The sequence below is a fragment of the Ochrobactrum sp. C6C9 genome (assembly GCF_022627935.1).
GTDB lineage: Bacteria > Pseudomonadota > Alphaproteobacteria > Rhizobiales > Rhizobiaceae > Brucella > Brucella teleogrylli.
Window position 1 is genome coordinate 48,819 of sequence record NZ_JABXGB010000009.1, and the last position, 23,384, is coordinate 72,202.

Genomic DNA, 23,384 nt, shown 5'->3' on the forward strand with positions numbered 1-23,384 from the left:
ACCCCCCTATGTCCTAAGAGGTGCGCGACAAGGGGGCTGAAGTGAAGTGCTATTTGATAAATCTGGAGCGGAGCCAGGACCGTCTGGCCTATATGGCATCCCAATTTAATCGCATGGGTCTAGAATTCGAACGTGTTGAGGCTGTCAATGGTCGGGTTATGCCCGAACAGGAGCTGGCTTCATTTAACACGTTCAGCAAAAACTGGCCCGATCCGCTTTCGCCAGCGGAAATTGGCTGTTTCCTGTCTCACCGCAAGTGTCTAGAAATTATAGCGACCGGTATCGATGCTTACGCGGTCATTTTTGAAGATGATATCAAGCTGAGCAGCGGGGCTGCGCAGTTGTTGCCTTCAGACAAATGGATACCGAAAGACGCGGATATTATCAAAATCGATGCCTACGGGCATGAGGTCTTGATATCCCGTTCGGTTGCAAGCGAAGGACCCTATGCGGTGGCGCGGCTTCGCTCCAGACATTTGCTGACGGGAGGCTACGTCGTGTCTCGCGACGCTGCGCGCAAACTTCTGCCGCTTATGCAGAAAGCGCCTGCTCCCATCGATCATTTCCTGTTCGACCCCAATGATGGTCCTTTCGACGAATTGAATATCTACCAGATCACGCCAGCCATTTGCCGACAGGCAGGATTGGAAAGCACGATCGGCAAGAACCGACGTGAGCAAAAGCGGCCGGCGCTTTTTCGACTGGTCATACGGGAATTGAAAAGGTTCGGGACGCGCACAATGCGCAATTCCCTCGGCTTATGGGTGAACTTCACCAAAACCGGACGTTGGGGCCCCATTCCCTATGACCACGATATCCGATAGCCAGTGAGCGGGCCTTCAGGCCCATCAATATTTAGCGGGCCACTTGTCATCGGATGAGTCGGCATCACAACGGCAGCTCTAAAGCCGTGCGAAAGGCTGCGAGCGCAACTACCTACGATGATGTTAGAAAGAGAATTTTTCGGTAGCGGTTAGCGAATGGTAGCGGAGGAGGGATTCGAACCCCCGACACAAGGATTATGATTCCTCTGCTCTAACCTACTGAGCTACTCCGCCACGCGTCGCTTTGCAGAAGTTTTGTCGTCGCCGTTTCCGGTGGGACAAAGCATTGTTCCTGCAAGGAATGGCGGCGGTATATGTGGGGAATGAAACCCTGTCAAGCACTCTTCGCACAGGTTTCGTCTTGTTTTCCATCATTTGCACCGATAAGGAACTGTGCATAAGCAAAGGCATAGTTTCATGGCACCTCGTATTGCGGTTTTGGGTTGCGGCTATTGGGGCGGCAACCACATTCGTACCCTGAAGAGCCTCGGCGCCCTTCAGGCGGTCTCCGACGCCAACCCGGCAAATGCCGAACGATTCGCTTCCGAATTTGGCGTTCCCAATGTTCCGGTTGATGAATTGTTCACCCGTCCCGACGTGGACGGCATCGTTCTGGCCCTGCCTGCACAGTTCCACGCGCAATATGCGACCGAAGCTGTGAAGAACGGCAAGGATGTTCTCGTCGAGAAACCTATTGCGCTCGACGTCCCTTCGGCGGAAGCCGAAGTTGAAGCCGCGCGCGAAAATGGTCGCATCTTCATGGTCGGCCATGTTCTGCGGTTCCATCCGGCCTTCGAAAAGCTTCTCGACATGGTCAAGAGCGGTGAACTCGGCGATATCCGCTATGTTCATTCGCATCGCGTCGGTCTTGGCAAGTTTCACGCGCAGTTCGATGCGCTGTGGGACCTGGCGCCGCACGATCTGTCGATGATTCTCGCCATCACCGGCGAAGAGCCCAGCGCCATTCGCGGCGAAGGCACGGCCATCATCGACCATCTGAACGATTTTGCCCATGTTCATCTGGAGTTCCCGGGCGGCATTCGCGGGCATCTTTTTGCCTCGCGGCTCAATGCCTATCGCGAGCGGCGCCTGAGCGTGACCGGCACCAAGGGCATGGCCGTTTTCGACGACGGCGAGCCGTGGGACCGCAAGCTTGCCTTCTACAAACACGAAGTCTGGCGGGAAAACGACCAGTGGGCTTTCAAGTCGGCAGAGCCGATCTATATACCCGTCGAGGAAGGCATGCCGCTCACCCGCGAGTTGCAGCATTTCCTGCATTGCATCGAAACCCGTGAAACCCCGCGGACTGACGGCAAGGAAGCCATCAGTGTCTTGCGGATCTTGACCGAAGGTTCGGTGCAGCACACCAGATAAGGCGTTCGCGGACGGAGCTTTACGTTTCGTCAAGCGGTGTTACAGCATTCGCAAAACTTTGAACGCCCCGGCCATGGCAGGACGGCGCGCAAGCGAATAAATAGGTGCCAAGGATTCGCACGTTGGTTCGTGCGAGGCCAACTCTATGGAGCCAACATGCAGTTTATTGATCTTGGGGCGCAGCGCGCGCGTATCGAAGACCGTCTCAATGCCGCCATTTCCAAGGTTGTTGCGGAAGGCCGCTATATTCTCGGGCCTGAAGTGGCGGAGTTCGAGAAGAAGCTCGGAGAATATCTGGGCGTTGAACATGTGATCGCCTGCGCCAATGGCACCGACGCCTTGCAGATGCCTCTGATGGCGCGCGGCATCGGTCCCGGCCATGCTGTTTTCGTTCCGTCCTTCACCTTTGCTGCGACTGCGGAAGTTGTGGCGCTGGTCGGAGCAGAGCCTGTTTTCGTCGATGTCGACGCCAACAGCTACAACATGAATGTCGAACAGCTTGAAGCTGCCATTGCCGCTATCCGCAAGGAAGGCCGTCTGGAGCCGAAGGCAATCATTCCGGTCGATCTGTTTGGACTTGCTGCCGACTATAACCGCATCACCGCGATTGCCGAGCGCGAAGGCCTGTTCATCATCGAAGACGCTGCGCAGTCCATCGGCGGAAAGCGCGACAATGTCATGTGCGGCGCATTTGGCCATGTGGGCGCGACCAGCTTCTACCCGGCCAAGCCGCTCGGTTGCTATGGCGACGGTGGCGCGATGTTCACCAACGATGCCGAGCTTGCGGATACGCTGCGTTCGGTGCTGTTCCACGGCAAGGGCGAAACCCAGTACGACAATGTCCGCATTGGTATCAATTCGCGTCTGGACACGATCCAGGCTGCCGTTCTGCTGGAAAAACTTGCGATTCTCGAAGACGAGATGGAAGCGCGCGATCGTATCGCCAAGCGTTACAACGAAGCGCTGAAGGATGTGGTGAAGGTTCCGGCTCTTCCCGCTGGCAACCGTTCTGCCTGGGCGCAATATTCCATCGAAAGTGAGAACCGCGACGGGTTGAAGGCGCATCTTCAGGCCGAGGGCGTACCGTCGGTAATCTATTATGTGAAGCCGCTGCATCAGCAGACGGCCTATAAGCATTATCCGGTTGCGCCGGGCGGCCTGCCGGTTTCTGAAGCTCTGCCATCGCGCATTCTGAGCCTGCCGATGCATCCCTATCTGTCGGAAGCCGATCAGGACAAGATCATCGGCGCCATCCGTGGTTTTCACGGTAAGAAGGCCTGATCTGATCAGTTCGTTGAAGAAAAAACCCGGCGAAAGCCGGGTTTTTTATTTGCCAGTTTTTTCCAGCCGTTTTTCGACGCGTTTGGCGACGAAGCGGGCAATCGCCGGTCCGGCGAAAAGCACCACGAAGAACCGGCTTGTCTGCATGGCGATGATGAAGGGCAGGTCGACATTGGTGGATGCCGCGATAATGGCAACTGTGTCTGCGCCACCGGGGCTTGTCGCGAGGTAAGCGGTGAGGGGATCAAGATCGAGCATATGGCCAAGCGCCATGCCGAACAGACCGCAGACGGCGATCAGGATCAGTGTCGAAGCCAGAACGGCGGGAAAAGCCCGCGCCGCATGGGCGATGATTGCGCGTGAGAAGCCAAGCCCGATGCGCCAGCCAATCAACGTATAGCTGATGGCCAGCAGCCATGGCGGCAGATCGATGGTTATGACGCCGGTATCTTGCAGGATCGCGCCCAACACCAGTGGCACCAGCATGGCGCCCGTTGGTATGCGCGAGATATGCCCCAAAAAGGCACCGCCAAGGACGAGAAGCAGCGTTGCGCCGAGGCTGGACGGGTTGAGCGGTGGGAACCAGTCTACCGCGGCAGGGGCCGCCATCTCCACGCCCGCGCCAAGGCGCACGACGAGCGATGCCGTGGTCGCGACCAGCACGACGCGGAGATACTGCATGAAGGCGACGAGGCGCGCATCCGCGCCGAAGGATTCCGCCATCAGGGTCATGGCGGTGGCAGCACCCGGTGACGAACCCCACACGGCGGTGGTTCCCGGCAGGACGCGGAACCGCGCCAGCAGATAGCCGATCAGTGTGCTGGCAAAGAGCACGAAGAGCATCGAGACCAGGATAATCGGCAGGTGCCTGCCCATATTGGAGAAGAACTCGGGCGTGATGGCGCGGGCAATCAGCAGGCCGACCACCGCCTGCGCAAGTGTCGAAAGCTGGCTGTGGACGCGCACGGTACTTTCGCCAGCCGCCATCAGGATGCCGCCGACCATTGCGCCCAGCAGCAGGGCTGCCGGAAGATGCAGAACTTCGCCTGCAAAAATCAGGACAGCCGACACCAACAGAAGCAGGCCCCACTGGAGCAGCTTCGGGATTTTCCTGAAATTGAATTTGTCTGGGGCTGGTTGAAGCCCTGAGGGGGCGGATTTCTGCATTGCCCTTCTTCCCTACATGCGGGTGAGGCGGGATGCAAACCAAGTTTCCATGACTGCGACGGCGTTTGTTGGTAACGGATTGCCGTTCGGTGGGCAGGCTATGCATAGACGAAAAGACGCCGCCCCTCGCAAGAAGGGCGGCGCCTGAAAAAGAACAATCGTTTTGCCGTGGATCAGCCGATCATGGCGCGACGCTGATTGGCCGGGCGCTCGACGACTTCGCGTGGCGCCTTGCCGCCGTCGCGCTCCTCCAACGCTTCCGCCTTGGAGAGTTCGATCTCGGCCACGGCCAGTTCTGCCTCGGCTGCTTCCTTCTGCGACATCAGATCGCCGATCGAACCGAACAGGTTGTCACGCCGCTGGCGTGCAGCCTTGGCGAAGGTCGGATAGGCGAAATGATTGATATCGGTGATGCCAGCCTTCTTTTCTTCCGACAGGATCTGAGCGTCGAGTTCCCCCGCCATTCGCTCGAACTCGCCGATCATCAGGTCAAGCTGGCCCAGTTGACGGCGCTTTTCCTTCACCTGGAACAGTTTAAGCCTCACCAGGCTTTCACGTGGCTTCATACGCAATACTCCTTGAACACCAACCAGCTTCCATGTGTTGGGGCGTTCCCCCCGGACTTGAAGCACAATCGTATCGACTTCATTTCAAGTCGATCTGATTGGGCTTTATTAACAGGTGTGAATAAACAAAAAACGTCCGTTCACACCGCGAATCCCCCGCGAATCCAGCCCCTACAGGGGGAAAGCGTCGCGGCCGTTGTCAGAAATCACCGTTTACAACGAAACAAAAAGTTAAGATTTTGCTCGTTTGGTAACCATTCCTTTACCGGCGAGGTTAATCATACGCGTTAGGACTTAAGGCTCGGTAAACCTAATGTGCTTTTTGAGCAACAGGTGAAAGCTAGAGTCGAATGAATCGCTTAGCGAAGATTCTTAAAGCGATGCTTTAGAGTCAGGGAGACGTGAATCTCTTTATGATTCAAATCGCTATAAGAATTTTCTAAACAGGGCATAAATATGCTTGCCAACCAGAATCATATTTTGTTAACCATTTGCTGGCACCTTCATACAGAGGCAACGACGGTTCCGTGTGCCGCCTTGAGGGACATCTGGTCGGCTGCGGAAAGGGGATAAGAGATGCGCGTCCTTTTGATTGAAGACGACAGTGCTATCGCACAGAGCATTGAGCTGATGCTCAAGTCCGAGAGTTTCAATGTCTACACGACCGATCTGGGCGAGGAAGGCATCGATCTCGGCAAGCTTTATGACTACGACATCATCCTGCTGGATTTGAATCTGCCGGATATGTCTGGTTACGAAGTTCTTCGTACATTGCGCCTTTCCAAGGTGAAAACGCCGATCCTGATCCTCTCCGGCATGGCCGGCATTGAGGACAAGGTTCGCGGCCTTGGCTTTGGCGCCGACGATTACATGACCAAGCCTTTCCATAAGGATGAGCTGATCGCGCGTATTCATGCGATTGTTCGCCGCTCGAAGGGCCATGCACAGTCGGTCATCACCACGGGCGACCTGATCGTCAATCTGGACGCAAAGACGGTGGAAGTTTCCGGCCAGCGCGTTCACCTGACGGGTAAGGAATACCAGATGCTCGAGCTTTTGAGCTTGCGCAAGGGTACGACGCTCACCAAGGAAATGTTCCTCAACCACCTTTATGGCGGTATGGACGAGCCGGAACTGAAGATCATCGACGTCTTCATCTGCAAGCTGCGCAAGAAGCTTGATGCGGTTTCCGGTAGCCAGAGCTACATCGAGACCGTCTGGGGCCGCGGCTATGTGCTGCGCGAGCCGGATGCCGAACTGCGCGAAAGCGCCTGATCGGTCCCGGCCTTACGGTCAACGAACAAAAAAGCTCCGCTTCGGCGGAGCTTTTTGCTTTTGGTCCTATTGGATCAGGCAGTCTTATCGCGGCGTTTCGCCAACAGTCGGGCGAGGGCGTTTTTGCGGCTCGGTGCTCATCAGAAGAGCGAATTGCTCGGTGAGATAAGCGCGGTCGAAGGGCTTCAATATATAGCCATCGGCGCCGGAACGCTTGGCGCGCATGATGCGCGTGACGTCGAGCTCATAGAGGCAAACGATAATGCGCGGATGCTGGCCGTCGGGCAGGGCGCGCAGGTCGGGAATGACTTCAAGGGCCGTCATATCCGGCAGATCGAAATCGAGAAGAATGATATCCGGCATGCGCGATGCGCAACTGTCGAGCGCTTCATGTCCGGTGGAGACTTCGGCAAATTCTGCAATGGAATCGGTCAGGATACGGCGCGCGACCTTGCGGATGACGGATGAATCGTCAACCAGCAGGCAATAACCGGCCATCGCTTCGTCTCCCATCGACTTTCCCCCAGAGCGGCAACGAAGCTGCCGAAACATCTTACCGCGACACGATATTTGCCTGCTGTCTTGTCAGCAGGAGCGCGGGCGGTCCCGCGCGCCTGATACGCTTACTCGGCGGAGAATACGATATCTTCTGCGGTTGCGTGAATGGAAATCGTCATGCCGGCTTCTTCAGCGAGCAGCAGGGTGTAATAAGGCTGGACGGAATGCGCGTCGATCGGCTCTTCCGGGGTGGCGCCGGAATGCAGCTCCAGGAACTTCGGCGGAACACGCAGCATGCGGCCCTTGACCGTGATGACAAAGCGCGGCTCTGTATCACCGCCTTCCAGGCGCACGGCCAGCGAGCCGCCACGCGGGATCGCGCCATTGGCGATCAGAAGCATGTTGAGCAGCAGCTTCACCTTGTTCTTCGGCAGAAGTACGCGGGTGCCTTCCCAGGTCAGCTCCGGCTTTTCATTCTTGAAATATTCGGTGGCGACAGTCTGCGCGTCGCCCGTGTCGATCTGCACGCCTGCCGAACCGGCGGCGCCAAAGGCAATGCGGGCGAACTGGAGGCGGGCCGAAGCGTTGCGCGCGCTCGACTTGATCAGCGCCATCGCATCTTCGTCTGCGCCGCCTTCTTCCAGCAGTTCAAGACCGTTGTTGATCGCGCCAACCGGCGAGATTATGTCATGACAGATCCGGCTGCACAGAAGCGCACCGAGGTCGAGTGCGGAAAGGGTAACGGGTAGTGGCATGGCGCTTTCTCCGGAACGCGGATGGACCCGGCTCCGCGGCGCTTCGGCCGGACGGTCGCGTCCTGATCGGTTAACGAAACCGCACGTAAACCTGTCGTTTCCCGCGCGGCATGATGGCGGGCGAATCGCCCTGAATGTCGGTTTAACTGGATACACGCCATGCTGGAAAGCCGCAACAAAGCTGTCTTTTTCGAAAGCCGGATCGCCTGTCGTGCGCTAATGTTTTCCGCGTCGGCTTTTCGCCTTTCAAACGCCAATTTCGTTTCATAAAGATTTGGACAACATATTAGCGCGTACAATATGCGCGATTCGACGCGAAAGCCCGGAAGAGGCAGCGTCATGCTTTTAACAGGGCGTCAGACAGAGAAGCGGTAGCCAGAAGGAATTAAAAATGGCCATACCATCCCTGTCGCAAACCAGTTTCCGCAATGCGGCGTATTCTATTGCGTTTCTTGCGGCACTGATTGTCTCCATCCTCGCTCTGCCGCATCAGGCACGGGCGCAGAACACCTACACCGCCGAGGAAATCGTCGATTCCGGTCATCGGTTTTTCGGTTCGGCTTCAGGCGGACTTGCCAGCGCTGTCGAAAAAGCGTTCCAGAGCTTCGGCCTGCCGAACGGCTATGTTCTTGGCGAAGAAGGTTCCGGCGCTTTCATCGGCGGCCTGACCTATGGCGAAGGCACGCTTTATACGAAGAATGCCGGTGACCATAAGACCTACTGGCAGGGGCCTTCCCTTGGCTGGGATTTCGGCGGTCAGGGCTCGCGCGTCATGATGCTCGTCTATAATCTGGACGATATCCAGAACCTCTACGGTCGCTATGCGGGCGTTGCCGGTTCGGCCTACGTGGTCGCAGGCGTCGGGTTCAACGTGCTGAAGCGCCAGAATATCGTGCTCGTACCGATCCGCACCGGCGTCGGCGCAAGGCTCGGCGTGAATATCGGCTATCTGAAGGTTTCAGCTGCCCCGACCTGGAATCCGTTCTAAGTCGTTGTGAATTGCTGGTTGCGCGAAGGCTGTTCTGCACCCGGAATGTTTCGGTGCTAGAAAGCCTTTTGCGCATTCCAGCCCTATGCGCTACCATCGCTTGATGGTTCTGTTTGGCTGCAAAAAGCTCAACTTCGTGTGAAACCTTGATCCAGTCGGCACTTTTCTTCCTGCTTGGCGTTCTTGTGACGGTTTTCGTCCTGATCCTGCTCGGGCCATCGGTCTGGCGGCGCGCTTTCTTTCTGGCGCGACGGCAGGTTCAGGCCGAGTTGCCGATTACGCTTGCGGAAATTCGTGCAGACAAGGACGGTTTGCGCGCCGAATTTGCCGTGGCCATCAGCAAGCTGGAGCAGCAGTTGAAGCGGGAACGCCAGAAGGCTGCCGAACAGGCCGTCGTGCTTGGCCGCCAATATGAAGAGCTGAAGCGCATTCCCTTGCTTGAGGAAGGCCAGTCCGCCATTGAAAAGAAACTGGCTGAACAGGATCAGATGCTGTCGGACGCCAGGGCGTCCCGGCAGGCGGCATCGGAAAAGTCTGAAATCCTGCAAGCCGAGCTAGAACGAATGCAAAGCCATTACACTGCGCTGGAGGGGCTTGCGGATACGCTGCGTATCGAGATAAGCGCTAACGAGGCCGAACGTGGCCGCTTGTCGAGCGAGATGACAGAAATGCGCCGTGACCGTAAGGAAGCAACTGCCCGCTATAACGAGCTTTCAACGCAGCTCACTTCGGCGCAAACGGAATTGAAGAGCGAGAAACGCCGGAATGGCGATTTGCAGCAGAAGCTGGAAAAGCTGATTTCCGAACTATCGGATGCACAGGAAAAGCTGGAACGTTTTTCGCGTGGTGGTGCCGTGGCCCATGCGCTGACCGATACGGATCAGGCGGAGATCATGCGCCAGAATGCAGCTCTTCGCGAAGAAATGGCGGAGCTTGCTGCGCGCATGGTCGCTGCAACCGCTGAAAAGGAAGGCCCCGATTCGCCCATTCATGGCATTCTGCAAGCGGCAGAAACAGCGGGCGGCCAAAGCGTGAAGAATGGCAAAGCCGTTTCCAAAAGTCTGGCAAGCCGCATTCAGGAATTGCCCAAAGCCTGATCGATCCCTGATCCGATTCTGATTCAAAAACACCGGGCCAGAGCGGTTACGATTAAGACGGAATCGTGGAACCGCACTATCTATTTGTTTTTACGCATTATCCTGCGCATCGAAGCGGGACCAGAAATCAGTCCAGTGGACTGATTTCCCCGCGTAGGCGCTACGCACTTTTGCTGGAAATGCTTCAAATGCGTCTGGCCGGTGTTTCTGTTGTTTGGCGATTCGTATCAGCCGTTGGTGATCACGTCCGACCAATCGGGGTGACGCGTTGCCTGCGCATGCATGAAGCTGCAACGCGGAATGATTTTCCAGCCATTACGGCGCGCATCAAGAATAGCGTTCTTGGCCAGCGCCTGTGCGGCACCTTTGCCACGCATCGCTTCCGGCACGCGCGTGTGATCGACGGAAATGAGGGACGGCCCCAGCCTGGTGTAGGTCATTTCGGCTTCGCTGCCATCCAGCGACGCCACATAGCGTCCGCCATCGGAACTGTCTTCCTTGCGAATGTCGATATTTCCGCTCATGCCATCCTCCAGTGTGAACGCATACAGTCTTCAACATAGCACTACAGTTGCATTCTTCGTGATGCCGGACTGCAAAGAGCAATTTTCTGCGTTCCGGTGCTCACGTACCTTGAAGTACGCTCCGCTCCGGTACTCGAAAATCACTCTTTTCGCCACGGCCTGACGAATTTGCAACTGTAGTGATAGGAATGAATTGCGCAAACAAAAACCGGCCCAGTGGGCCGGTTTTCAATTTATCAGATCCATAGGCCGGATTGGCGCGGATGATTGAACACAAGGGTTCAATCCCGGCCCGATCCATCAGTGCCGATATTGCTGAATTCTGGTCGTCCTGAGACCGGCGAGACCATGCTCGTCGATTGAGGATTGCCAGCCAAGGAACTCCTCCACCGTCAATGTATAACGCTGGCATGCCTCCTCAAGGCTCAGAAGCCCGCCGCGAACAGCAGCGACAACTTCGGCCTTGCGGCGGATGACCCAGCGCCTTGTATTGGCGGGGGGAAGGTCCGCAATGGTCAGCGGGCTGCCATCGGGACCAATTACATACTTTATACGCGGTCTTACCAGATCGGTCATTGTACTCTCTACACAACACTCAAGGACCTAATCGAGTGTGAGACTAGCGCCACAGCTTTAAAAATTACCTAAACCGCCGGTAACACTCTGGTAACACTTGAAAAAATTTTGACGAAAAATGAGCCGACCGAAGCAATTCGGCCATTTTTCTGCGAATTTCACGGGGAAGTGTGGGGGGCCGGGTCGCAATTCGACCAATGTTTATTCTGCGACACCTTGGCAAATTGCCGCAGTTTCGCCTATATAGGCCTTAGAAATCTGAATTTTGAGAAGCAGGGCGCATGCCCGGAAGCTGGAATCAATCATGAGCCTGAACAGCCTCGATCTGCCGGGAAAGCCGGAAGACACGCGCGTTGTCGTCGCCATGTCGGGCGGCGTCGATTCATCTGTTGTGGCCGGGATTCTCAAACGTGAAGGTTATGACGTCGTTGGCGTGACGCTGCAGCTTTATGATCATGGCGCAGCAGTTCATCGCGCCGGCTCCTGTTGTGCAGGACAGGATATCGAAGACGCCCGCCGCGTTTCGGAAAGCCTCGGCATTCCCCACTACGTCCTCGATTACGAAGCGCGTTTCCGCGAAGCCGTGATCGATCCGTTTGCGAATTCCTATGTCAGCGGCGAGACGCCAATCCCATGCGTTTCCTGTAACCAGACGGTCAAGTTTGCTGACCTTCTCCAGACCGCGCGCGATCTTGGCGCCGACGCTCTGGCGACCGGGCATTATATTCGCAGCCGTGCAAATGGTGCGCATCGCTCGCTCTATCGTCCCGTCGATACCGACCGCGACCAGAGCTATTTCCTTTTTGCGACCACGCAGGAGCAGATCGACTATCTGCGTTTCCCGCTCGGCCATCTGCCAAAGGCGCAGGTGCGTGAAATCGCCGAGGAAATGGGCCTGACGGTTGCCAAGAAGCAGGATAGCCAGGATATCTGCTTCGTGCCGCAGGGCAAATATTCCGACATTATCTCCCGGTTGAAGCCGGAAGCAGCCAATCCGGGCGATATCGTCCATATCGACGGTCGCACGCTTGGCCGTCACGACGGCATTGTGCATTACACGGTCGGCCAGCGCCGCGGCATCGGCGTGGCCACCGGCGAGGCGCTTTATGTCGTGCATCTCGATGCCGCCAATGCGCGCGTCATCGTTGGTCCGCGTGAGGCGCTGGAAACGCACAAGGTGTTCCTGCGTGATATCAACTGGCTGGGTGATGGCCCGATCAGTGATCTGCCAGAAGGTGGAATGGAAGTTTTCGCCAAGGTTCGCTCCACGCGTCCGCCGCGCCCTGCCGTTCTGCGTCATGGGGATGGCAAGACCTGGGTTGAACTGGTCGATGGCGAAAGCGGTATTGCTCCGGGACAGGCCTGCGTGCTTTATTCCGACGAAAGCAATACGGCACGCGTCTTCGGCGGCGGCTTCATTGGCCGGTCCGAACGCGAACCGCAGGCGGAAGAAATGCTGCGCCGTCTGGTGGCCGGAACGGCAAACGCTTCGGCAGCCTGACCCGTTTCAGAAGCGATTGAAAAACATCAAGGCGGGTGTGAAAGCGCCCGCCTCTTTCTTTGCGCGCGAATTATTGAAACCGGCTGAAGCGCGACAGGGCGATGCCGGAAGCGGTGGCGACATTCAGGCTATCGAATTCCTTCGACATGGGAATGCGGGCCGTCTGCAGACGCGCCAGAAGCCGTTGCGGCAGTCCTTCGCCTTCTGTGCCAAGCAGCAGCGCCTGACGATCAAGTCCGGTTGCCTGATAGATGCTGGTTTCCGACGACGGGCTCAGCGCCAGCACGTTGAAATCTGCATCTTGGAGCGCACCAAGAATCTCATCGATACGCCCGCCATGAAAATAGGGTACTTTCAGCGTTGCGCCGACTGAAACACGAATGGCCTTGCGATAAAGCGGATCGCAGCAGGTTTCATCCATCAGCACACAATCGGCCTTGAAGGCGGCAGCGTTGCGGAAAATGGAACCGACATTGTCGTGATTGGATATGCCGCACAGCACCGTGACCAGCGACCGTTGCGGAAGCGTGGCCAGCAAGTCAGCCAATTCCGGCTGCGGCTTGCGGCGACCAACGGCGAGAATGCCGCGGTGAACGTGAAAGCCCGCGACGGCATCCATGACGGTCTGCGGCACGCAATAGACCGGGGTGCCCGCAGGGATCTGTTTCAGCTGTTCCGTCAGTCCGTCGAGACGATTTTCCAGCACGAGCAACGATTCTGTCTCAAAGCGCGCGGTGGAAGAGAACAGCACATTGATGACGACCTTGCCTTCGGCGATGAAACGCTTCTGGCGTCCGACGAGGTCTTTTTCGCGAATGTCGCGATAGGGGGAAAGACGTTCGTCAGCCGGATCGTCTATTCTTTGAAGACAGCCGTGCAAATGATCTTCTTGTTTCATTGCACGGCTGTAACCTCATGCTTTAGGCGATGGCTAATACCGGCTGTTCCTGCCGGCGCGGTGTCGGACTCATATAGAGACTTGAGAGCGTCGACAACATCAACTCGATATGCGGTGACGAAACCATGTAGTAAATGGTCTGGGCATCGCGTCGGGTCGAAACAAGGTCGAGAGCCCGTAATTTGGCCAGATGCTGCGACAAAGCCGACTGACTGAGGTCAATGGCTTTGGCGAGCGCGCCAACAGACATTTCATTGTGTAGCAGCTTGCATAAAATCAATAGTCGCTTGTTGTTTGCGAGTGCTGAAAGAAAATCTGCTGCCTGATCTGCATTTTCTGTTAAATCACAAAAAGTATGTTCTTTATTCATCTGCTGTCATACCCCCGTAAGACCGCTGGTAGGTTCAAATGACGTTTCCATTTTGGAACACGCAGGTCAAATTTAATGGTTGGTATTTGGTTTGAAAAGACCTTGCTTAAATTCGCCCATGTTTAAATCGCGCAAATTTGTCCCAAAAAGAGCATGAATCCGTTTCAGGCGGGCGAGGCGGTCATTTTTAGCAGTTCTGCGCGCACTTCGGCTGCGCTGGCGCAGCTCCGCGAGAAGGGGAGTCGAACGATCTCATTGCCAGCTGCGATGTCGAGACCATCGGGGTCTATCCCCACCACCTTCAACGGCCTAGTCGCTGTGCCGGTCATCTGGCTGATGCGGGCAGCGATGGCATCTTCTCCGTTTTCTTTGACACTATCAAGAATGTCCTGTTCGTTGGGAGCTATACTTTCGGCGGTGGCTGCGGGACAGATCAGGTCCTCGGTTGCGAGGATGAAGGCTTTGCCGAAGCCGCCATTCAGGCTGGCGCCAAGCACATTCATGCGGAAGAACGCGAAGTCGCCAAGATCGACATAAAGCGCGCCTTTTGGATTGTGGTTGAGATAGCGGCGGCGCAGGCGTGGATAATCATCCGCTGTCCGCTCGACCCTTTCGGCGTCGCAATGCAACGTAATGCGCGGATGGGCAAGCGGGTCGCCCTTGCCGGGTTCGCCCAGCAGCAGAGAGCAGGCGGGATTGGCGATGAGGCCCGGCGTGTGCGCGGCCAGCCCCGAAACCAGAATGAGCGGCGTGCCGTCCGTGTCGGTCGCGACTGCAACGCGGCTTGCCAGCGGGCGACCTGTTTTCGCATCCAGCACTGCCAGCGCGCCATAACGCGCCGTGCGCATCAGCGTCTTTGCCAGCTGAATGGCTTCCGGCGTTGTCGGCCTGATGGGAGAATCGATTGGCTCTTTGGTCTGGTTCATCGCGCTGTCATAAACTTGAGTATGATAATCCGCTATTAGCTGGTTTCTGCACAATGGAACAGGCCTGCGCACTGATATTGCCCGCAATTTCAGCGATTCCAAAGATGCCGTGCAACCGCTGCGTGACGTTATGCGAAAATTTGCGCAAATAATATTATGATTTGACCGCCTTTAGCGCAATATTCCGCAATATGGCAATTTGAAGAAATTAAAATCTAAAAATATAGGTGATAAACGCATAAGAATGTGAACTGGTTCTAACAATTGCGCTTGCAAAGTGGGGAACCAAGCGTTTCGATAGGCCAGGCTGCGGGCAATGGGGCGCGCGCGGCACACTTTTCCGTGGAGGCGGACAATAAATGAAAATGTACAAAACACTCCTGGCTGCAACCGCGCTGGTGGCTCTTATGAGCGGTGCTGCTTCGGCAAAGACTTTTGTGTATTGCTCTCCGGCATCGCCAGAAGGCTTCGATCCGGCGGCATATACGGGCGGTGACACGTTCGATGCGTCTGCGCATCCGGTTTATAATCGTCTTGCCGAATTCGAGAACGGAACGACCAAGGTTGTGCCGGGTCTCGCTGAAAGCTGGGACGTTTCCAGCGACGGTCTGGAATACACCTTCCATCTGCGCAAGGGCGTGAAGTTCCATTCGAACGACTATTTCACGCCGACCCGCGAATTCAATGCGGATGACGTGATCTTCTCGTTCGATCGCATGCGCAACAAGGACAATCCATGGCACCAGTATACCGCAGGGATCACCTACGAGTATTTCGACAGCATGGAAATGGGCGCGCTGATCAAGGACATCGTCAAGGTTGACGATTACACCGTCAAGTTCGTGCTGAACCGTCCGGAAGCACCGTTCCTCGCCAATATCTCGATGCCTTTCGCTTCGATCATCTCGAAGGAATACACCGACAAGCTGGCTGCCGACGGCAAGAAGGACGATCTCAATCAGATTCCGGTCGGCACTGGCCCGTTCCAGTTCGTCGCCTACCAGAAGGACGCCGTCGTTCGCTTCAAGGCCAATCCCGACTATTGGGGTGGCAAGCCGAAGATCGACGATCTCGTCTTCGCAATCACGACCGATCCAGCTGTGCGCGCGCAGAAGTTGAAGGCTGGCGAATGCCACCTGATGTCCTATCCGGCTCCGGCTGACATCAAGGGCCTTCAGGCCGATTCCAACCTCAAGGTTGACGAACAGGCTGGCCTGAACGTGGCTTACTTCGCGTATAACACGCTGAAGGCGCCTTACGATAAGCCGGAAGTCCGCAAGGCCCTGAACCAGGCTATCAACAAGCAGGCCATCGTCGATGCCGTGTTCCAGGGTCAGGGCCAGGTTGCCAAGAACCCGATCCCGCCGACAATGTGGGGCTATAACGACAAGGTCGAAGACGACAAGTACGATCCGGAAGCTGCCAAGAAGGCTCTTGAAGCCGCTGGCGTCAAGGATCTCAAGATGAAGCTGTGGGCGATGCCTGTCAGCCGTCCGTACATGCCGAACGCTCGTCGTACTGCCGAACTCATGCAGTCCGATCTTGCCAAGGTTGGCGTCAGCGCCGAAATCGTTTCGATGGAATGGGGCGAATACCTCAAGAAGTCGTCCGACAAGGACCGCGACGGTTCCGTCATCCTCGGCTGGACCGGTGACAATGGCGATCCGGACAACTTCATGGGCACGCTTCTCGGCTGCGCCGGCGTTGGCAACAACAACCGCGCCCAGTGGTGCTACAAGCCGTTCGAAGACCTGATCCAGAAGGCCAAGGTTTCGACCAGCCAGGAAGAACGCACCAAGCTTTACGAAGAAGCGCAGGTGATCTTCAAGGAGCAGGCTCCTTGGAACACCATCGCTCACTCGACGGTCTTCGTGCCGATGTCGGCCAAGGTTACGGGCTTCAAGCAGAGCCCGCTTGGTGACTATCGCTTCGAAGATGTCGATATCTCCGAGTAAAGTCTAACAACACCAGCGGCCGGGTGTGGAGGGTTCCTCCGCACCCGGTCGGAGTTTTTGTATGTTTCGTTTTATATTAAACAAACTCATCTATCTGGTGCCGACCTTCATTGGCATCACGATCGTTGCTTTCGCTTTCGTCCGGGTCCTGCCCGGCGATCCCGTCCTGCTGATGGCAGGCGAGCGCGGCGTCAGCCCGGAACGCCATGCAGAACTGATGGCGCAGCTCGGCTTTGACCGCCCCATCTGGCAGCAATATCTGGATTATGTCTGGAACCTGCTGCACGGCGATTTTGGCCAGTCTCTGGTGACCAAGAAGCCCGTTCAGGATGAATCTTTCACGCTGTTTGGAGCTAGGGTAGAGCTGATGATCTGCGCGAACATTGTGGTGATGTGCCTTGGCATTCCGGTAGGCGTCATCGCCGCCGTCAAGCGCGGTTCCTGGTTCGATCAGGGCCTCATGGGCATTTCCCTGGTTGGTTACTCGATGCCGATTTTCTGGTGGGCGCTTTTGCTCATCATCTTCTTCTCGGGCATATTGCAGTGGACGCCGGTTTCAGGCCGCATTTCGCTCCTCTATTTCTTCCCGTCGGTGACGGGTTTCATGCTGATCGACAGCCTGATGTCGGACCAGAAGGGCGCGTTCCTTTCGGCGGTCTCGCATCTCATCCTGCCGACCATCGTGCTGGCGACCATTCCGCTCGCGGTCATTGCGCGCCAGACGCGCTCGGCGATGCTGGAAGTGCTGGGTGAGGACTATGTGCGCACCGCCCGCGCCAAGGGTCTGCCGACGCGCCGCGTCGTGGGCATTCACGCGCTGCGCAACGCCATGATCCCCGTCATCACGACAATCGGCTTGCAGGTCGGTGTGCTGATGGCCGGTGCGATCCTGACGGAGACCATCTTCTCCTGGCCTGGCATCGGAAAATGGATGCTCGATTCCATTTTCCGCCGCGACTATCCGGTCGTGCAGAGCGGTCTGCTGCTGATTGCCGCCATTATCATGGTGGTCAATCTGGTGGTCGATCTGCTGTACGGCCTGATCAATCCGCGTATCCGGCATAAGTGAGGGTATCATGACACACTCAGCTATTCAGCCGGAAGCCGCAAACGACATCGGCAAGATGCGCGCGCTGAAGGATTTCTGGTTCTATTTCAGCGTCAATCGCGGCGCGGTTATCGGCCTCTACGTCTTCATGGCGGTCATTCTCGTGGCCATTCTGGCGCCGGTCATTGCACCGCATAGTCCTGTCGATCAGTTCCGCGACTACATCAAGCTGCCGCCTTTCTGGCAGGAAGGCGGTTCGACCCAGTTCCTGCTTGGAACGGATGAGGTGGGCCGTGATATTCTGTCCCGCCTGATCTATGGCGCACAATATTCGCTGCTGGTCGGTTTCGTCATCGTCATCATTTCGATGTGCCTCGGCATCACCATCGGCCTCATCACCGGCTATTTCGGTGGCGGCGTCGATACGGTGTTCATGCGCATCATGGACGTGATCCTGGCATTCCCGTCGCTGCTGCTGGCGCTGGTTCTGGTGGCTATTCTGGGACCGGGCCTCATCAATGCCGTGCTTGCGATCACGCTTGTCTTGCTGCCGCATTTTTCTCGTCTCACCCGCGCCGCCGTCATGGCGGAAAAGGAACGCGAATACGTGACCGCGGCCAAGCTTGCCGGAGCAAGCAGGCTGCGCCTGATGTTCAAGACCATCCTGCCGAACTGTCTCGCGCCCCTCGTGGTGCAGGCGACGATGTCGTTTTCCAACGCCATCCTCGACGTGGCGGCATTGGGCTTCCTTGGCATGGGCGCACAGCCGCCAACGCCGGAATGGGGCACCATGCTCGCATCGGCGCGCGAGTTCATCACCAGCGCCTGGTGGATTGTGACCTTCCCGGGTCTGGCAATCCTGATCACTGTTCTCGCCATCAATCTGATCGGCGACGGTCTGCGCGATGCGCTTGACCCGAAACTCAAGAGGAGCTGATCGATGGCTTTGCTTGAAATCAAGAACCTTACGGTTTCGTTCGATACTTCGACTGGTCCTTTCAAGGCGGTCGATGGCATCGATATCACGGTCGACAAGGGCGAAGTTCTGGCCATTGTCGGCGAGTCCGGTTCGGGCAAGTCGGTCGGCATGCTCGCAGTGATGGGCCTTCTGCCCAAGACCGCGACCGTGACGGCGGACAAGATGTCGTTCGACGGCAAGGATTTGCGCACGCTTTCCAGTTCGGAGCGCCGCCAGATCATTGGTCGCGACATTTCGATGATCTTTCAGGAGCCTGTTGCGAGCCTCAATCCGTGCTTCACGGTCGGTTATCAGCTTGAAGAAGCGCTCAGGCAGCATATGGGCATGAATGGTTCGGCGAGCCGTGCTCGCGCGATCGAGCTTCTCGAACTGGTTGGAATCCGCGATGCCTCTGAGCGTCTCGGCAGCTTCCCGCATCAGATGTCGGGCGGCCAGTGCCAGCGTGTTATGATTGCTATCGCGATTGCCTGCAATCCGAAGCTACTGATCGCTGATGAGCCGACCACGGCTCTCGACGTGACGATCCAAAAGCAGATCCTCGATCTGCTGATGCGGCTTCAGGTGGAGCATGGCATGGGCCTGATCATGATCACCCACGATATGGGTGTCGTCGCTGAAACGGCGGATCGTGTCATCGTGCAGTATAAAGGTCACAAGATGGAGGACGCCGACGTGCTGTCGCTGTTTTCCGCACCGAAAAGCCCTTACACGCGCGCGCTTCTGTCGGCTCTGCCGGAAAATGCCACAGGCGACCGTCTGCCGACGGTGTCGGATTTCGCTTTTGACGAGACCAGTGCAGGAGAAGCGCGATGAGCGAGATCGTTCTCGAAGCGCGCGATATCAAGCGCGATTACCATGTCGGCGGCGGCCTGTTCGGCAAGCCGAAGGTGGTTCATGCCGTCAAGGGCGTCAGCTTCAAGCTCGAAAAGGGCAAGACGCTGGCAATCGTTGGCGAATCGGGTTGCGGCAAGTCCACACTGGCGCGCATCCTCACCATGATCGATCCGCAGACTTCCGGCGATCTGATGATCGGCGGCAAGGATGTGAACATCGCTCGTGACGGGCTGACCGCCGAAATGCGCCAGAAGGTGCAGATCGTGTTCCAGAATCCTTACGGTTCGCTCAATCCACGCCAGAAGATCGGCGATGTGCTGGCCGAACCGCTGCTACTGAACACGAATATGTCGGCGGAAGAGCGTCGCGCCAAGGCGATGCAGATGTTGTTGAAGGTTGGTCTCGGTCGCGAGCACTTCAACCGCTATCCGCATATGTTCTCGGGCGGCCAGCGCCAGCGTATCGCCATTGCGCGCGCGCTGATGCTCAATCCGAAGCTGCTGATTCTCGACGAGCCGGTTTCTGCGCTCGATCTGTCGGTGCAGGCGCAGGTGCTGAACCTGTTGTCCGACCTGCAGGAAGAGTTCGGTCTCACCTATGTCTTCATCAGCCACGACCTTTCGGTGGTGCGCTATATCGCTGACGAGGTGATGGTGATGTATTTTGGTGAGGTGGTTGAATACGGGTCGCGTGACGACGTGTTCAACAATCCGCAGCACGATTATACGAAGAAGCTGTTTGCCGCGACGCCGCGTGCGGATGTGGATGCCATTCGCGCCCGCGTCGAGGCGCGTGCCGCCGCCAGACAGGCCGCACAGGCTTAACGGGTTACCGCAAATCCTGAAACAAAAACGCCGCCTGTAAAGGGCGGCGTTTTTGTTTGTTCAGCCAGCGCGTTGTTGGTGCCAGGCGAGCGCCCGGACGATATCATCGGCCGCGACCTTTCCGATGATGTTGCCATTCTCGACGATGCCGACATCGCCGCTGCTGTCGGCAACGGCATTCATCAGCTCGCGCACCAGCGTTTCCCGTCGCGCTGTGGCCGCAAAGGGGCGAGGGGCGGCGTTACGGTCGAACGGCGTCATGATATCGCCCGCGCGCAGCACGCCAAGCGGATTCATGTGAGCGACGAAATCGGCGACATACTGGTCGGCGGGTTGCAGCAGGATTTCCTGCGGCGTTCCGCATTGCACGATGCGCCCACCCTCCATAATGGCGATGCGATTGCCGATCTTCATGGCCTCATCAAGATCGTGACTGACGAAGACAATGGTTTTCTTTAAGCGCGACTGGAAGGCCAGAAGCTCGTCCTGCAACCGCGTGCGGATCAGCGGATCAAGCGCCGAGAAGGGTTCGTCCATCAGCAGGATCGGCGCGCCGGTGGCAAAGGCGCGGGCGAGACCGACGCGCTGCTGCATGCCGCCGGATAATTCACCGACCTTTCGCTTGGCCCAGTCCTGAAGCCCGACTAGTTCGAGCTGCTGGCGGGCCTTGGAAGTGCGCTCTTCTTTGCCCATACCGGAGATTTCCAGCCCGAAGGCGACATTCTCCTCGACGGTGCGCCAGGGCAGCAGGCCGAATTGCTGAAAGACCATCGAAACAAGTTCGGTGCGCAGATGGCGCAGCGTGTTGCGATCCGCCTTGCCGACGTCGATGCCCCGGTCGCCATCCCGCACCGTGACGCGGCCGCGCGAAATCGGGTTGAGCCGGTTGATGGCGCGCAGCAGCGTGGACTTGCCGGAACCGGACAGGCCCATCAGAACAAGGATTTCGCCTTCCTCGATATTCAGCGTGCAGTTGTGCACACCCAGAACATGGCCGGTTTCGGCCTGAATCTGGGATCGCGTTGCACCGCGATCAGCAAGCGCCAGCGCATTATCCGTGTTCTTGCCGAAAATGATGCAGACATCTTCAATTGCGATAATGGTCATCCGCGATCTCCTATTTCTCGCGCCCAGCGCGGAAGATGCGGTCGAGCACAATGGCGACCACGACGATGACAAGGCCAGCCTCGAAGCCGAGCGCGGTGTTGACCGAGTTCAGCGCGCGGACGACCGGAACGCCAAGACCATCGGCCCCCACGAGAGCGGCGATAACCACCATCGAAAGCGACAGCATGATCGTCTGGGTCAGGCCCGCCAGAATTTGCGGCATGGCATAGGGCAGCTCAATCTTCCAGAGAAGCTGGGACCGGGAAGCGCCGAAGGCTTCGCCAGCTTCGATCAAGGAGGATGGCGTGGACGAAACGCCGAGATGTGTCAGACGCACCGGCGCGGGCAGAACGAAAATGGCTGTGGCGAGCAGGCCGGGCACCATGCCAATGCCGAAAAAGACGATGGCCGGGATCAGATAGACGAAGGTGGGCAGCGTCTGCATGAGATCGAGCACCGGTCGCATGGCCGCGTAAAGCGTCGGACGATGCGCTGCGGCAATGCCGAGCGGAACGCCGATGGCCATGCAGAGAACACAGGACGAAAGCACAAGCGTCAGCGTTTCCAGCGTGCGGTCCCAGTAACCCTGATTGAGAATGAACAGAAAGCCCAGGATCGTCAGCACGACCACCGAAATGCGGCGCTGGATCAGCCAGGCAATCACTGCGAATATGGCGATCAGCAGCAGCGGGTGCGGCAGTTTCAGGACGAAAAGCAGGGCGTCGATCATGCTTTGCATGACCGCTGCCAGCAGGTCGAAAAAGCCACCCATATTGTTCGTCAGCCAGTCAACGACCGTCTTTGCAGTCGGTCCAACCGGAATTTTATAGTCCGTCAGCCAGTTCAACGATGAAGTCTCCTGCTGCGTGCCTGAGTATCTACAGATGGAAAGGCCGCGGGTTTAACCGCGGCCTGCGAGTGCTTCACATCAAAGGCCGAGGGCCGATTTAACGGCAGGCAGACCATCCTTGCCGTCAACCGTCGTCACGCCTGCGAGCCACTTGTCGAGCGCGGCGGGATTGGCCTTGAGCCAGTCGGTCGCAGCCTTCGAAGGCTCTGCGCCATCGTCCAGAATCTTGCCCATGATCTCGTTTTCGAGGTCGAGGTTGAATTCGAGATTGGTCAGGAACTTGCCGACATTTGGGCATTCCTGCGTGTAGCCTTTGCGCACATTGGTTTCGACCTTGGCGCCGCCGAGGTTCGGACCGAAGAAGTCATCGCCGCCGGTGAGATAAGTGATCTCGAAGCGCTTGTTCATCGGATGCGGTTCCCATGCGAGGAACACAACCGGCTCTTTGCTCTTGATGGCGCGCGCAACCTGCGCAAGCATGCCCTGTTCGGAGGATTCCGCCAGTTCGAACGACTTCAGGCCGAAAGCGTCCTTGTTGATCATGTCAAGGATCAGGCGATTGCCGTCATTGCCCGGCTCGATGCCGTAGATCTTGCCGCCGAGCTTGTCCTTGAAGGTGGCGATATCCTTGAAATCCTTCAGGCCTTCGTCGGCGGCATATTTCGGCACGGCAAGCGTATACTTCGCGCCGGTGAGGTTGGTACGCAGCGTCTCAACGCTCTTGTCATCGAGATAAGGCTTCAGATCGGCACTCATGGAAGGGTTCCAGTAGCCGAGGAAGACGTCGATGTCCTTCTTGCTCAGCGACGCATAAGTCACCGGCACGGATAGAACCTTGATATCGGTCTTGTAGCCGAGGCCTTTGAGAATTTCGGTCGCAACCGCAGTTGTCGAGGTGATGTCGGTCCAGCCGACATCGGAAAAGCGCACGGTCGAGCAGCTTTCCGGTTCGGCCGCGAAGCTGGCAGCAGGTGCCGCGAGCATTGCCGTTCCCGTGGCAAGCGCAGCAAAGGCAAGCGTATAGGTCAGTTTCATTGTTCTCTCCATTTCCGGGCCGTTTTGACGGTTTGCTTATTTTTCCGGTTCCGGCTTTAGCAAACACCAAAGATTGCGCCGTTCAAGTACCACAGCGGCGAAAATATTCTCGATTGCGACGTCTGTCTCTTT

General features: G+C 57.1%; 24 protein-coding genes and 1 tRNA gene. 12 read left to right on the top strand and 13 right to left on the bottom strand.

The genetic code is table 11. The features are described from left to right. Window positions 1-41: 41 nt before the first annotated feature. Window positions 42-824 (top strand): glycosyltransferase family 25 protein, encoded by a 783-nt coding sequence (locus HWD97_RS09175; protein ID WP_124915832.1) that lies wholly within the window; start codon window positions 42-44, stop codon window positions 822-824. 157 nt (window positions 825-981) lie between these two features. On the opposite strand, the gene HWD97_RS09180 is transcribed toward HWD97_RS09175, so the two are convergent. Continuing rightward, window positions 982-1,058 (bottom strand) — tRNA-Met (locus HWD97_RS09180). A gap of 183 nt (window positions 1,059-1,241) precedes the next feature. On the opposite strand from HWD97_RS09180, the gene HWD97_RS09185 reads away from it, so the two are divergent. Together HWD97_RS09185 and HWD97_RS09190 are read left to right on the top strand one after the other, a co-directional pair. After that, window positions 1,242-2,198: a Gfo/Idh/MocA family protein gene (locus tag HWD97_RS09185; RefSeq protein WP_109369546.1), complete on the top strand. Its 957-nt coding sequence runs from the start codon at window positions 1,242-1,244 to the stop codon at window positions 2,196-2,198. Window positions 2,199-2,354: 156 nt separating this feature from the next. Next, window positions 2,355-3,479, top strand: a complete 1,125-nt coding sequence (locus tag HWD97_RS09190) for a DegT/DnrJ/EryC1/StrS aminotransferase family protein (RefSeq protein ID WP_109369545.1) — start codon at window positions 2,355-2,357, stop codon at window positions 3,477-3,479. Window positions 3,480-3,524: 45 nt separating this feature from the next. Here the strand turns inward: HWD97_RS09190 and HWD97_RS09195 are convergent, their stop codons facing one another. After that, on the bottom strand, window positions 3,525-4,646 hold the full coding sequence (locus HWD97_RS09195; RefSeq protein WP_109369544.1) for an AbrB family transcriptional regulator: 1,122 nt from the start codon (window positions 4,644-4,646) through the stop codon (window positions 3,525-3,527). Window positions 4,647-4,819: 173 nt separating this feature from the next. Next, a complete protein-coding gene (locus HWD97_RS09200; protein WP_078338800.1) occupies window positions 4,820-5,212 on the bottom strand; it encodes a flagellar export protein FliJ in 393 nt (130 codons plus the stop codon). 576 nt (window positions 5,213-5,788) lie between these two features. Between HWD97_RS09200 and ctrA the strand changes: the two genes are divergently transcribed. Continuing rightward, a complete protein-coding gene (ctrA, locus tag HWD97_RS09205) occupies window positions 5,789-6,487 on the top strand; it encodes a response regulator transcription factor CtrA (RefSeq protein ID WP_078338799.1) in 699 nt (232 codons plus the stop codon). A gap of 84 nt (window positions 6,488-6,571) precedes the next feature. On the opposite strand, the gene HWD97_RS09210 is transcribed toward ctrA, so the two are convergent. Together HWD97_RS09210 and chpT are read right to left on the bottom strand one after the other, a co-directional pair. After that, complete coding sequence (locus HWD97_RS09210) at window positions 6,572-7,000, bottom strand: PleD family two-component system response regulator (protein WP_109369543.1); 429 nt, start codon at window positions 6,998-7,000, stop codon at window positions 6,572-6,574. A 110-nt stretch (window positions 7,001-7,110) separates the two neighbouring features. After that, window positions 7,111-7,740, bottom strand: a complete 630-nt coding sequence (chpT, locus tag HWD97_RS09215) for a histidine phosphotransferase ChpT (RefSeq protein WP_109369542.1) — start codon at window positions 7,738-7,740, stop codon at window positions 7,111-7,113. Between the two features lie 391 nt (window positions 7,741-8,131). Between chpT and HWD97_RS09220 the strand changes: the two genes are divergently transcribed. Then, a complete protein-coding gene (locus tag HWD97_RS09220; protein WP_109369541.1) occupies window positions 8,132-8,728 on the top strand; it encodes a DUF1134 domain-containing protein in 597 nt (198 codons plus the stop codon). A gap of 170 nt (window positions 8,729-8,898) precedes the next feature. Next, entirely contained in the window at window positions 8,899-9,825 is a 927-nt protein-coding gene (locus HWD97_RS09225) for a hypothetical protein (RefSeq protein ID WP_319080632.1), read from the top strand. A gap of 227 nt (window positions 9,826-10,052) precedes the next feature. Here HWD97_RS09225 and HWD97_RS09230 read toward each other — a convergent pair whose 3' ends face one another. Then, window positions 10,053-10,349, bottom strand: a complete 297-nt coding sequence (locus HWD97_RS09230) for a GNAT family N-acetyltransferase (protein WP_109369539.1) — start codon at window positions 10,347-10,349, stop codon at window positions 10,053-10,055. 300 nt (window positions 10,350-10,649) lie between these two features. Further along, window positions 10,650-10,925, bottom strand: coding sequence for a DUF1153 domain-containing protein (locus HWD97_RS09235; RefSeq protein ID WP_010659559.1), 276 nt, complete (start codon window positions 10,923-10,925; stop codon window positions 10,650-10,652). A 304-nt stretch (window positions 10,926-11,229) separates the two neighbouring features. Here HWD97_RS09235 and mnmA point away from each other — a divergent pair, with 304 nt between their 5' ends. After that, on the top strand, window positions 11,230-12,426 hold the full coding sequence (mnmA, locus tag HWD97_RS09240) for a tRNA 2-thiouridine(34) synthase MnmA (protein ID WP_180917913.1): 1,197 nt from the start codon (window positions 11,230-11,232) through the stop codon (window positions 12,424-12,426). Window positions 12,427-12,496: 70 nt separating this feature from the next. On the opposite strand, the gene HWD97_RS09245 is transcribed toward mnmA, so the two are convergent. The 3 genes from HWD97_RS09245 to HWD97_RS09255 form a co-directional block, all read right to left on the bottom strand. Further along, on the bottom strand, window positions 12,497-13,324 hold the full coding sequence (locus tag HWD97_RS09245; RefSeq protein ID WP_371834960.1) for a TrmH family RNA methyltransferase: 828 nt from the start codon (window positions 13,322-13,324) through the stop codon (window positions 12,497-12,499). A 22-nt stretch (window positions 13,325-13,346) separates the two neighbouring features. Next, on the bottom strand, window positions 13,347-13,694 hold the full coding sequence (locus HWD97_RS09250; protein WP_109369537.1) for a helix-turn-helix transcriptional regulator: 348 nt from the start codon (window positions 13,692-13,694) through the stop codon (window positions 13,347-13,349). Between the two features lie 164 nt (window positions 13,695-13,858). Then, window positions 13,859-14,620, bottom strand: a complete 762-nt coding sequence (locus tag HWD97_RS09255; RefSeq protein WP_109369536.1) for a HugZ family protein — start codon at window positions 14,618-14,620, stop codon at window positions 13,859-13,861. Between the two features lie 359 nt (window positions 14,621-14,979). Between HWD97_RS09255 and HWD97_RS09260 the strand changes: the two genes are divergently transcribed. The 5 genes from HWD97_RS09260 to HWD97_RS09280 all read left to right on the top strand — a co-directional run bounded on the left by HWD97_RS09260 (window position 14,980) and on the right by HWD97_RS09280 (window position 20,260). Continuing rightward, window positions 14,980-16,575: an ABC transporter substrate-binding protein gene (locus HWD97_RS09260; RefSeq protein ID WP_109369535.1), complete on the top strand. Its 1,596-nt coding sequence runs from the start codon at window positions 14,980-14,982 to the stop codon at window positions 16,573-16,575. Window positions 16,576-16,636: 61 nt separating this feature from the next. Further along, window positions 16,637-17,644, top strand: a complete 1,008-nt coding sequence (locus HWD97_RS09265; protein ID WP_371834961.1) for an ABC transporter permease subunit — start codon at window positions 16,637-16,639, stop codon at window positions 17,642-17,644. Window positions 17,645-17,651: 7 nt separating this feature from the next. Further along, complete coding sequence (locus tag HWD97_RS09270) at window positions 17,652-18,560, top strand: ABC transporter permease subunit (protein WP_104756074.1); 909 nt, start codon at window positions 17,652-17,654, stop codon at window positions 18,558-18,560. Window positions 18,561-18,563: 3 nt separating this feature from the next. Further along, the gene (locus HWD97_RS09275; RefSeq protein WP_109369533.1) at window positions 18,564-19,415 is read left to right on the top strand and encodes an ABC transporter ATP-binding protein; all 852 of its coding nucleotides are present in this window, start codon (window positions 18,564-18,566) and stop codon (window positions 19,413-19,415) included. Further along, window positions 19,412-20,260: a dipeptide ABC transporter ATP-binding protein gene (locus HWD97_RS09280; protein WP_124915830.1), complete on the top strand. Its 849-nt coding sequence runs from the start codon at window positions 19,412-19,414 to the stop codon at window positions 20,258-20,260. Before HWD97_RS09275 ends, HWD97_RS09280 begins: the two co-directional genes overlap by 4 nt. A 60-nt stretch (window positions 20,261-20,320) precedes the next feature. On the opposite strand, the gene choV is transcribed toward HWD97_RS09280, so the two are convergent. The 3 genes from choV to HWD97_RS09295 all read right to left on the bottom strand — a co-directional run bounded on the left by choV (window position 20,321) and on the right by HWD97_RS09295 (window position 23,264). Next, window positions 20,321-21,367, bottom strand: coding sequence for a choline ABC transporter ATP-binding protein (gene choV, locus HWD97_RS09285; RefSeq protein ID WP_109369531.1), 1,047 nt, complete (start codon window positions 21,365-21,367; stop codon window positions 20,321-20,323). Window positions 21,368-21,377: 10 nt separating this feature from the next. Next, the gene (gene choW, locus HWD97_RS09290) at window positions 21,378-22,214 is read right to left on the bottom strand and encodes a choline ABC transporter permease subunit (RefSeq protein ID WP_109369530.1); all 837 of its coding nucleotides are present in this window, start codon (window positions 22,212-22,214) and stop codon (window positions 21,378-21,380) included. Window positions 22,215-22,295: 81 nt separating this feature from the next. Further along, window positions 22,296-23,264: a choline ABC transporter substrate-binding protein gene (locus HWD97_RS09295; protein WP_109369529.1), complete on the bottom strand. Its 969-nt coding sequence runs from the start codon at window positions 23,262-23,264 to the stop codon at window positions 22,296-22,298. Window positions 23,265-23,384: the final 120 nt, after the last annotated feature.

Excerpts from the sequence above, each read along its gene's own strand:
- HWD97_RS09185 (WP_109369546.1), top strand. The coding sequence starts at position 1,242 with ATGGCACCTCGTATTGCGGTTTTGGGTTGCGGCTATTGGGGCGGCAAC.
- HWD97_RS09190 (WP_109369545.1), top strand. The coding sequence starts at position 2,355 with ATGCAGTTTATTGATCTTGGGGCGCAGCGCGCGCGTATCGAAGACCGT.
- HWD97_RS09195 (WP_109369544.1), bottom strand. The coding sequence starts at position 4,646 with ATGCAGAAATCCGCCCCCTCAGGGCTTCAACCAGCCCCAGACAAATTC.
- HWD97_RS09200 (WP_078338800.1), bottom strand. The coding sequence starts at position 5,212 with ATGAAGCCACGTGAAAGCCTGGTGAGGCTTAAACTGTTCCAGGTGAAG.
- ctrA (WP_078338799.1), top strand. The coding sequence starts at position 5,789 with ATGCGCGTCCTTTTGATTGAAGACGACAGTGCTATCGCACAGAGCATT.
- HWD97_RS09210 (WP_109369543.1), bottom strand. The coding sequence starts at position 7,000 with ATGGGAGACGAAGCGATGGCCGGTTATTGCCTGCTGGTTGACGATTCA.
- chpT (WP_109369542.1), bottom strand. The coding sequence starts at position 7,740 with ATGCCACTACCCGTTACCCTTTCCGCACTCGACCTCGGTGCGCTTCTG.
- HWD97_RS09220 (WP_109369541.1), top strand. The coding sequence starts at position 8,132 with ATGGCCATACCATCCCTGTCGCAAACCAGTTTCCGCAATGCGGCGTAT.
- HWD97_RS09230 (WP_109369539.1), bottom strand. The coding sequence starts at position 10,349 with ATGAGCGGAAATATCGACATTCGCAAGGAAGACAGTTCCGATGGCGGA.
- HWD97_RS09235 (WP_010659559.1), bottom strand. The coding sequence starts at position 10,925 with ATGACCGATCTGGTAAGACCGCGTATAAAGTATGTAATTGGTCCCGAT.
- mnmA (WP_180917913.1), top strand. The coding sequence starts at position 11,230 with ATGAGCCTGAACAGCCTCGATCTGCCGGGAAAGCCGGAAGACACGCGC.
- HWD97_RS09245 (WP_371834960.1), bottom strand. The coding sequence starts at position 13,324 with ATGAAACAAGAAGATCATTTGCACGGCTGTCTTCAAAGAATAGACGAT.
- HWD97_RS09250 (WP_109369537.1), bottom strand. The coding sequence starts at position 13,694 with ATGAATAAAGAACATACTTTTTGTGATTTAACAGAAAATGCAGATCAG.
- HWD97_RS09255 (WP_109369536.1), bottom strand. The coding sequence starts at position 14,620 with ATGAACCAGACCAAAGAGCCAATCGATTCTCCCATCAGGCCGACAACG.
- HWD97_RS09260 (WP_109369535.1), top strand. The coding sequence starts at position 14,980 with ATGAAAATGTACAAAACACTCCTGGCTGCAACCGCGCTGGTGGCTCTT.
- HWD97_RS09265 (WP_371834961.1), top strand. The coding sequence starts at position 16,637 with ATGTTTCGTTTTATATTAAACAAACTCATCTATCTGGTGCCGACCTTC.
- HWD97_RS09270 (WP_104756074.1), top strand. The coding sequence starts at position 17,652 with ATGACACACTCAGCTATTCAGCCGGAAGCCGCAAACGACATCGGCAAG.
- HWD97_RS09275 (WP_109369533.1), top strand. The coding sequence starts at position 18,564 with ATGGCTTTGCTTGAAATCAAGAACCTTACGGTTTCGTTCGATACTTCG.
- HWD97_RS09280 (WP_124915830.1), top strand. The coding sequence starts at position 19,412 with ATGAGCGAGATCGTTCTCGAAGCGCGCGATATCAAGCGCGATTACCAT.
- choV (WP_109369531.1), bottom strand. The coding sequence starts at position 21,367 with ATGACCATTATCGCAATTGAAGATGTCTGCATCATTTTCGGCAAGAAC.
- HWD97_RS09295 (WP_109369529.1), bottom strand. The coding sequence starts at position 23,264 with ATGGAGAGAACAATGAAACTGACCTATACGCTTGCCTTTGCTGCGCTT.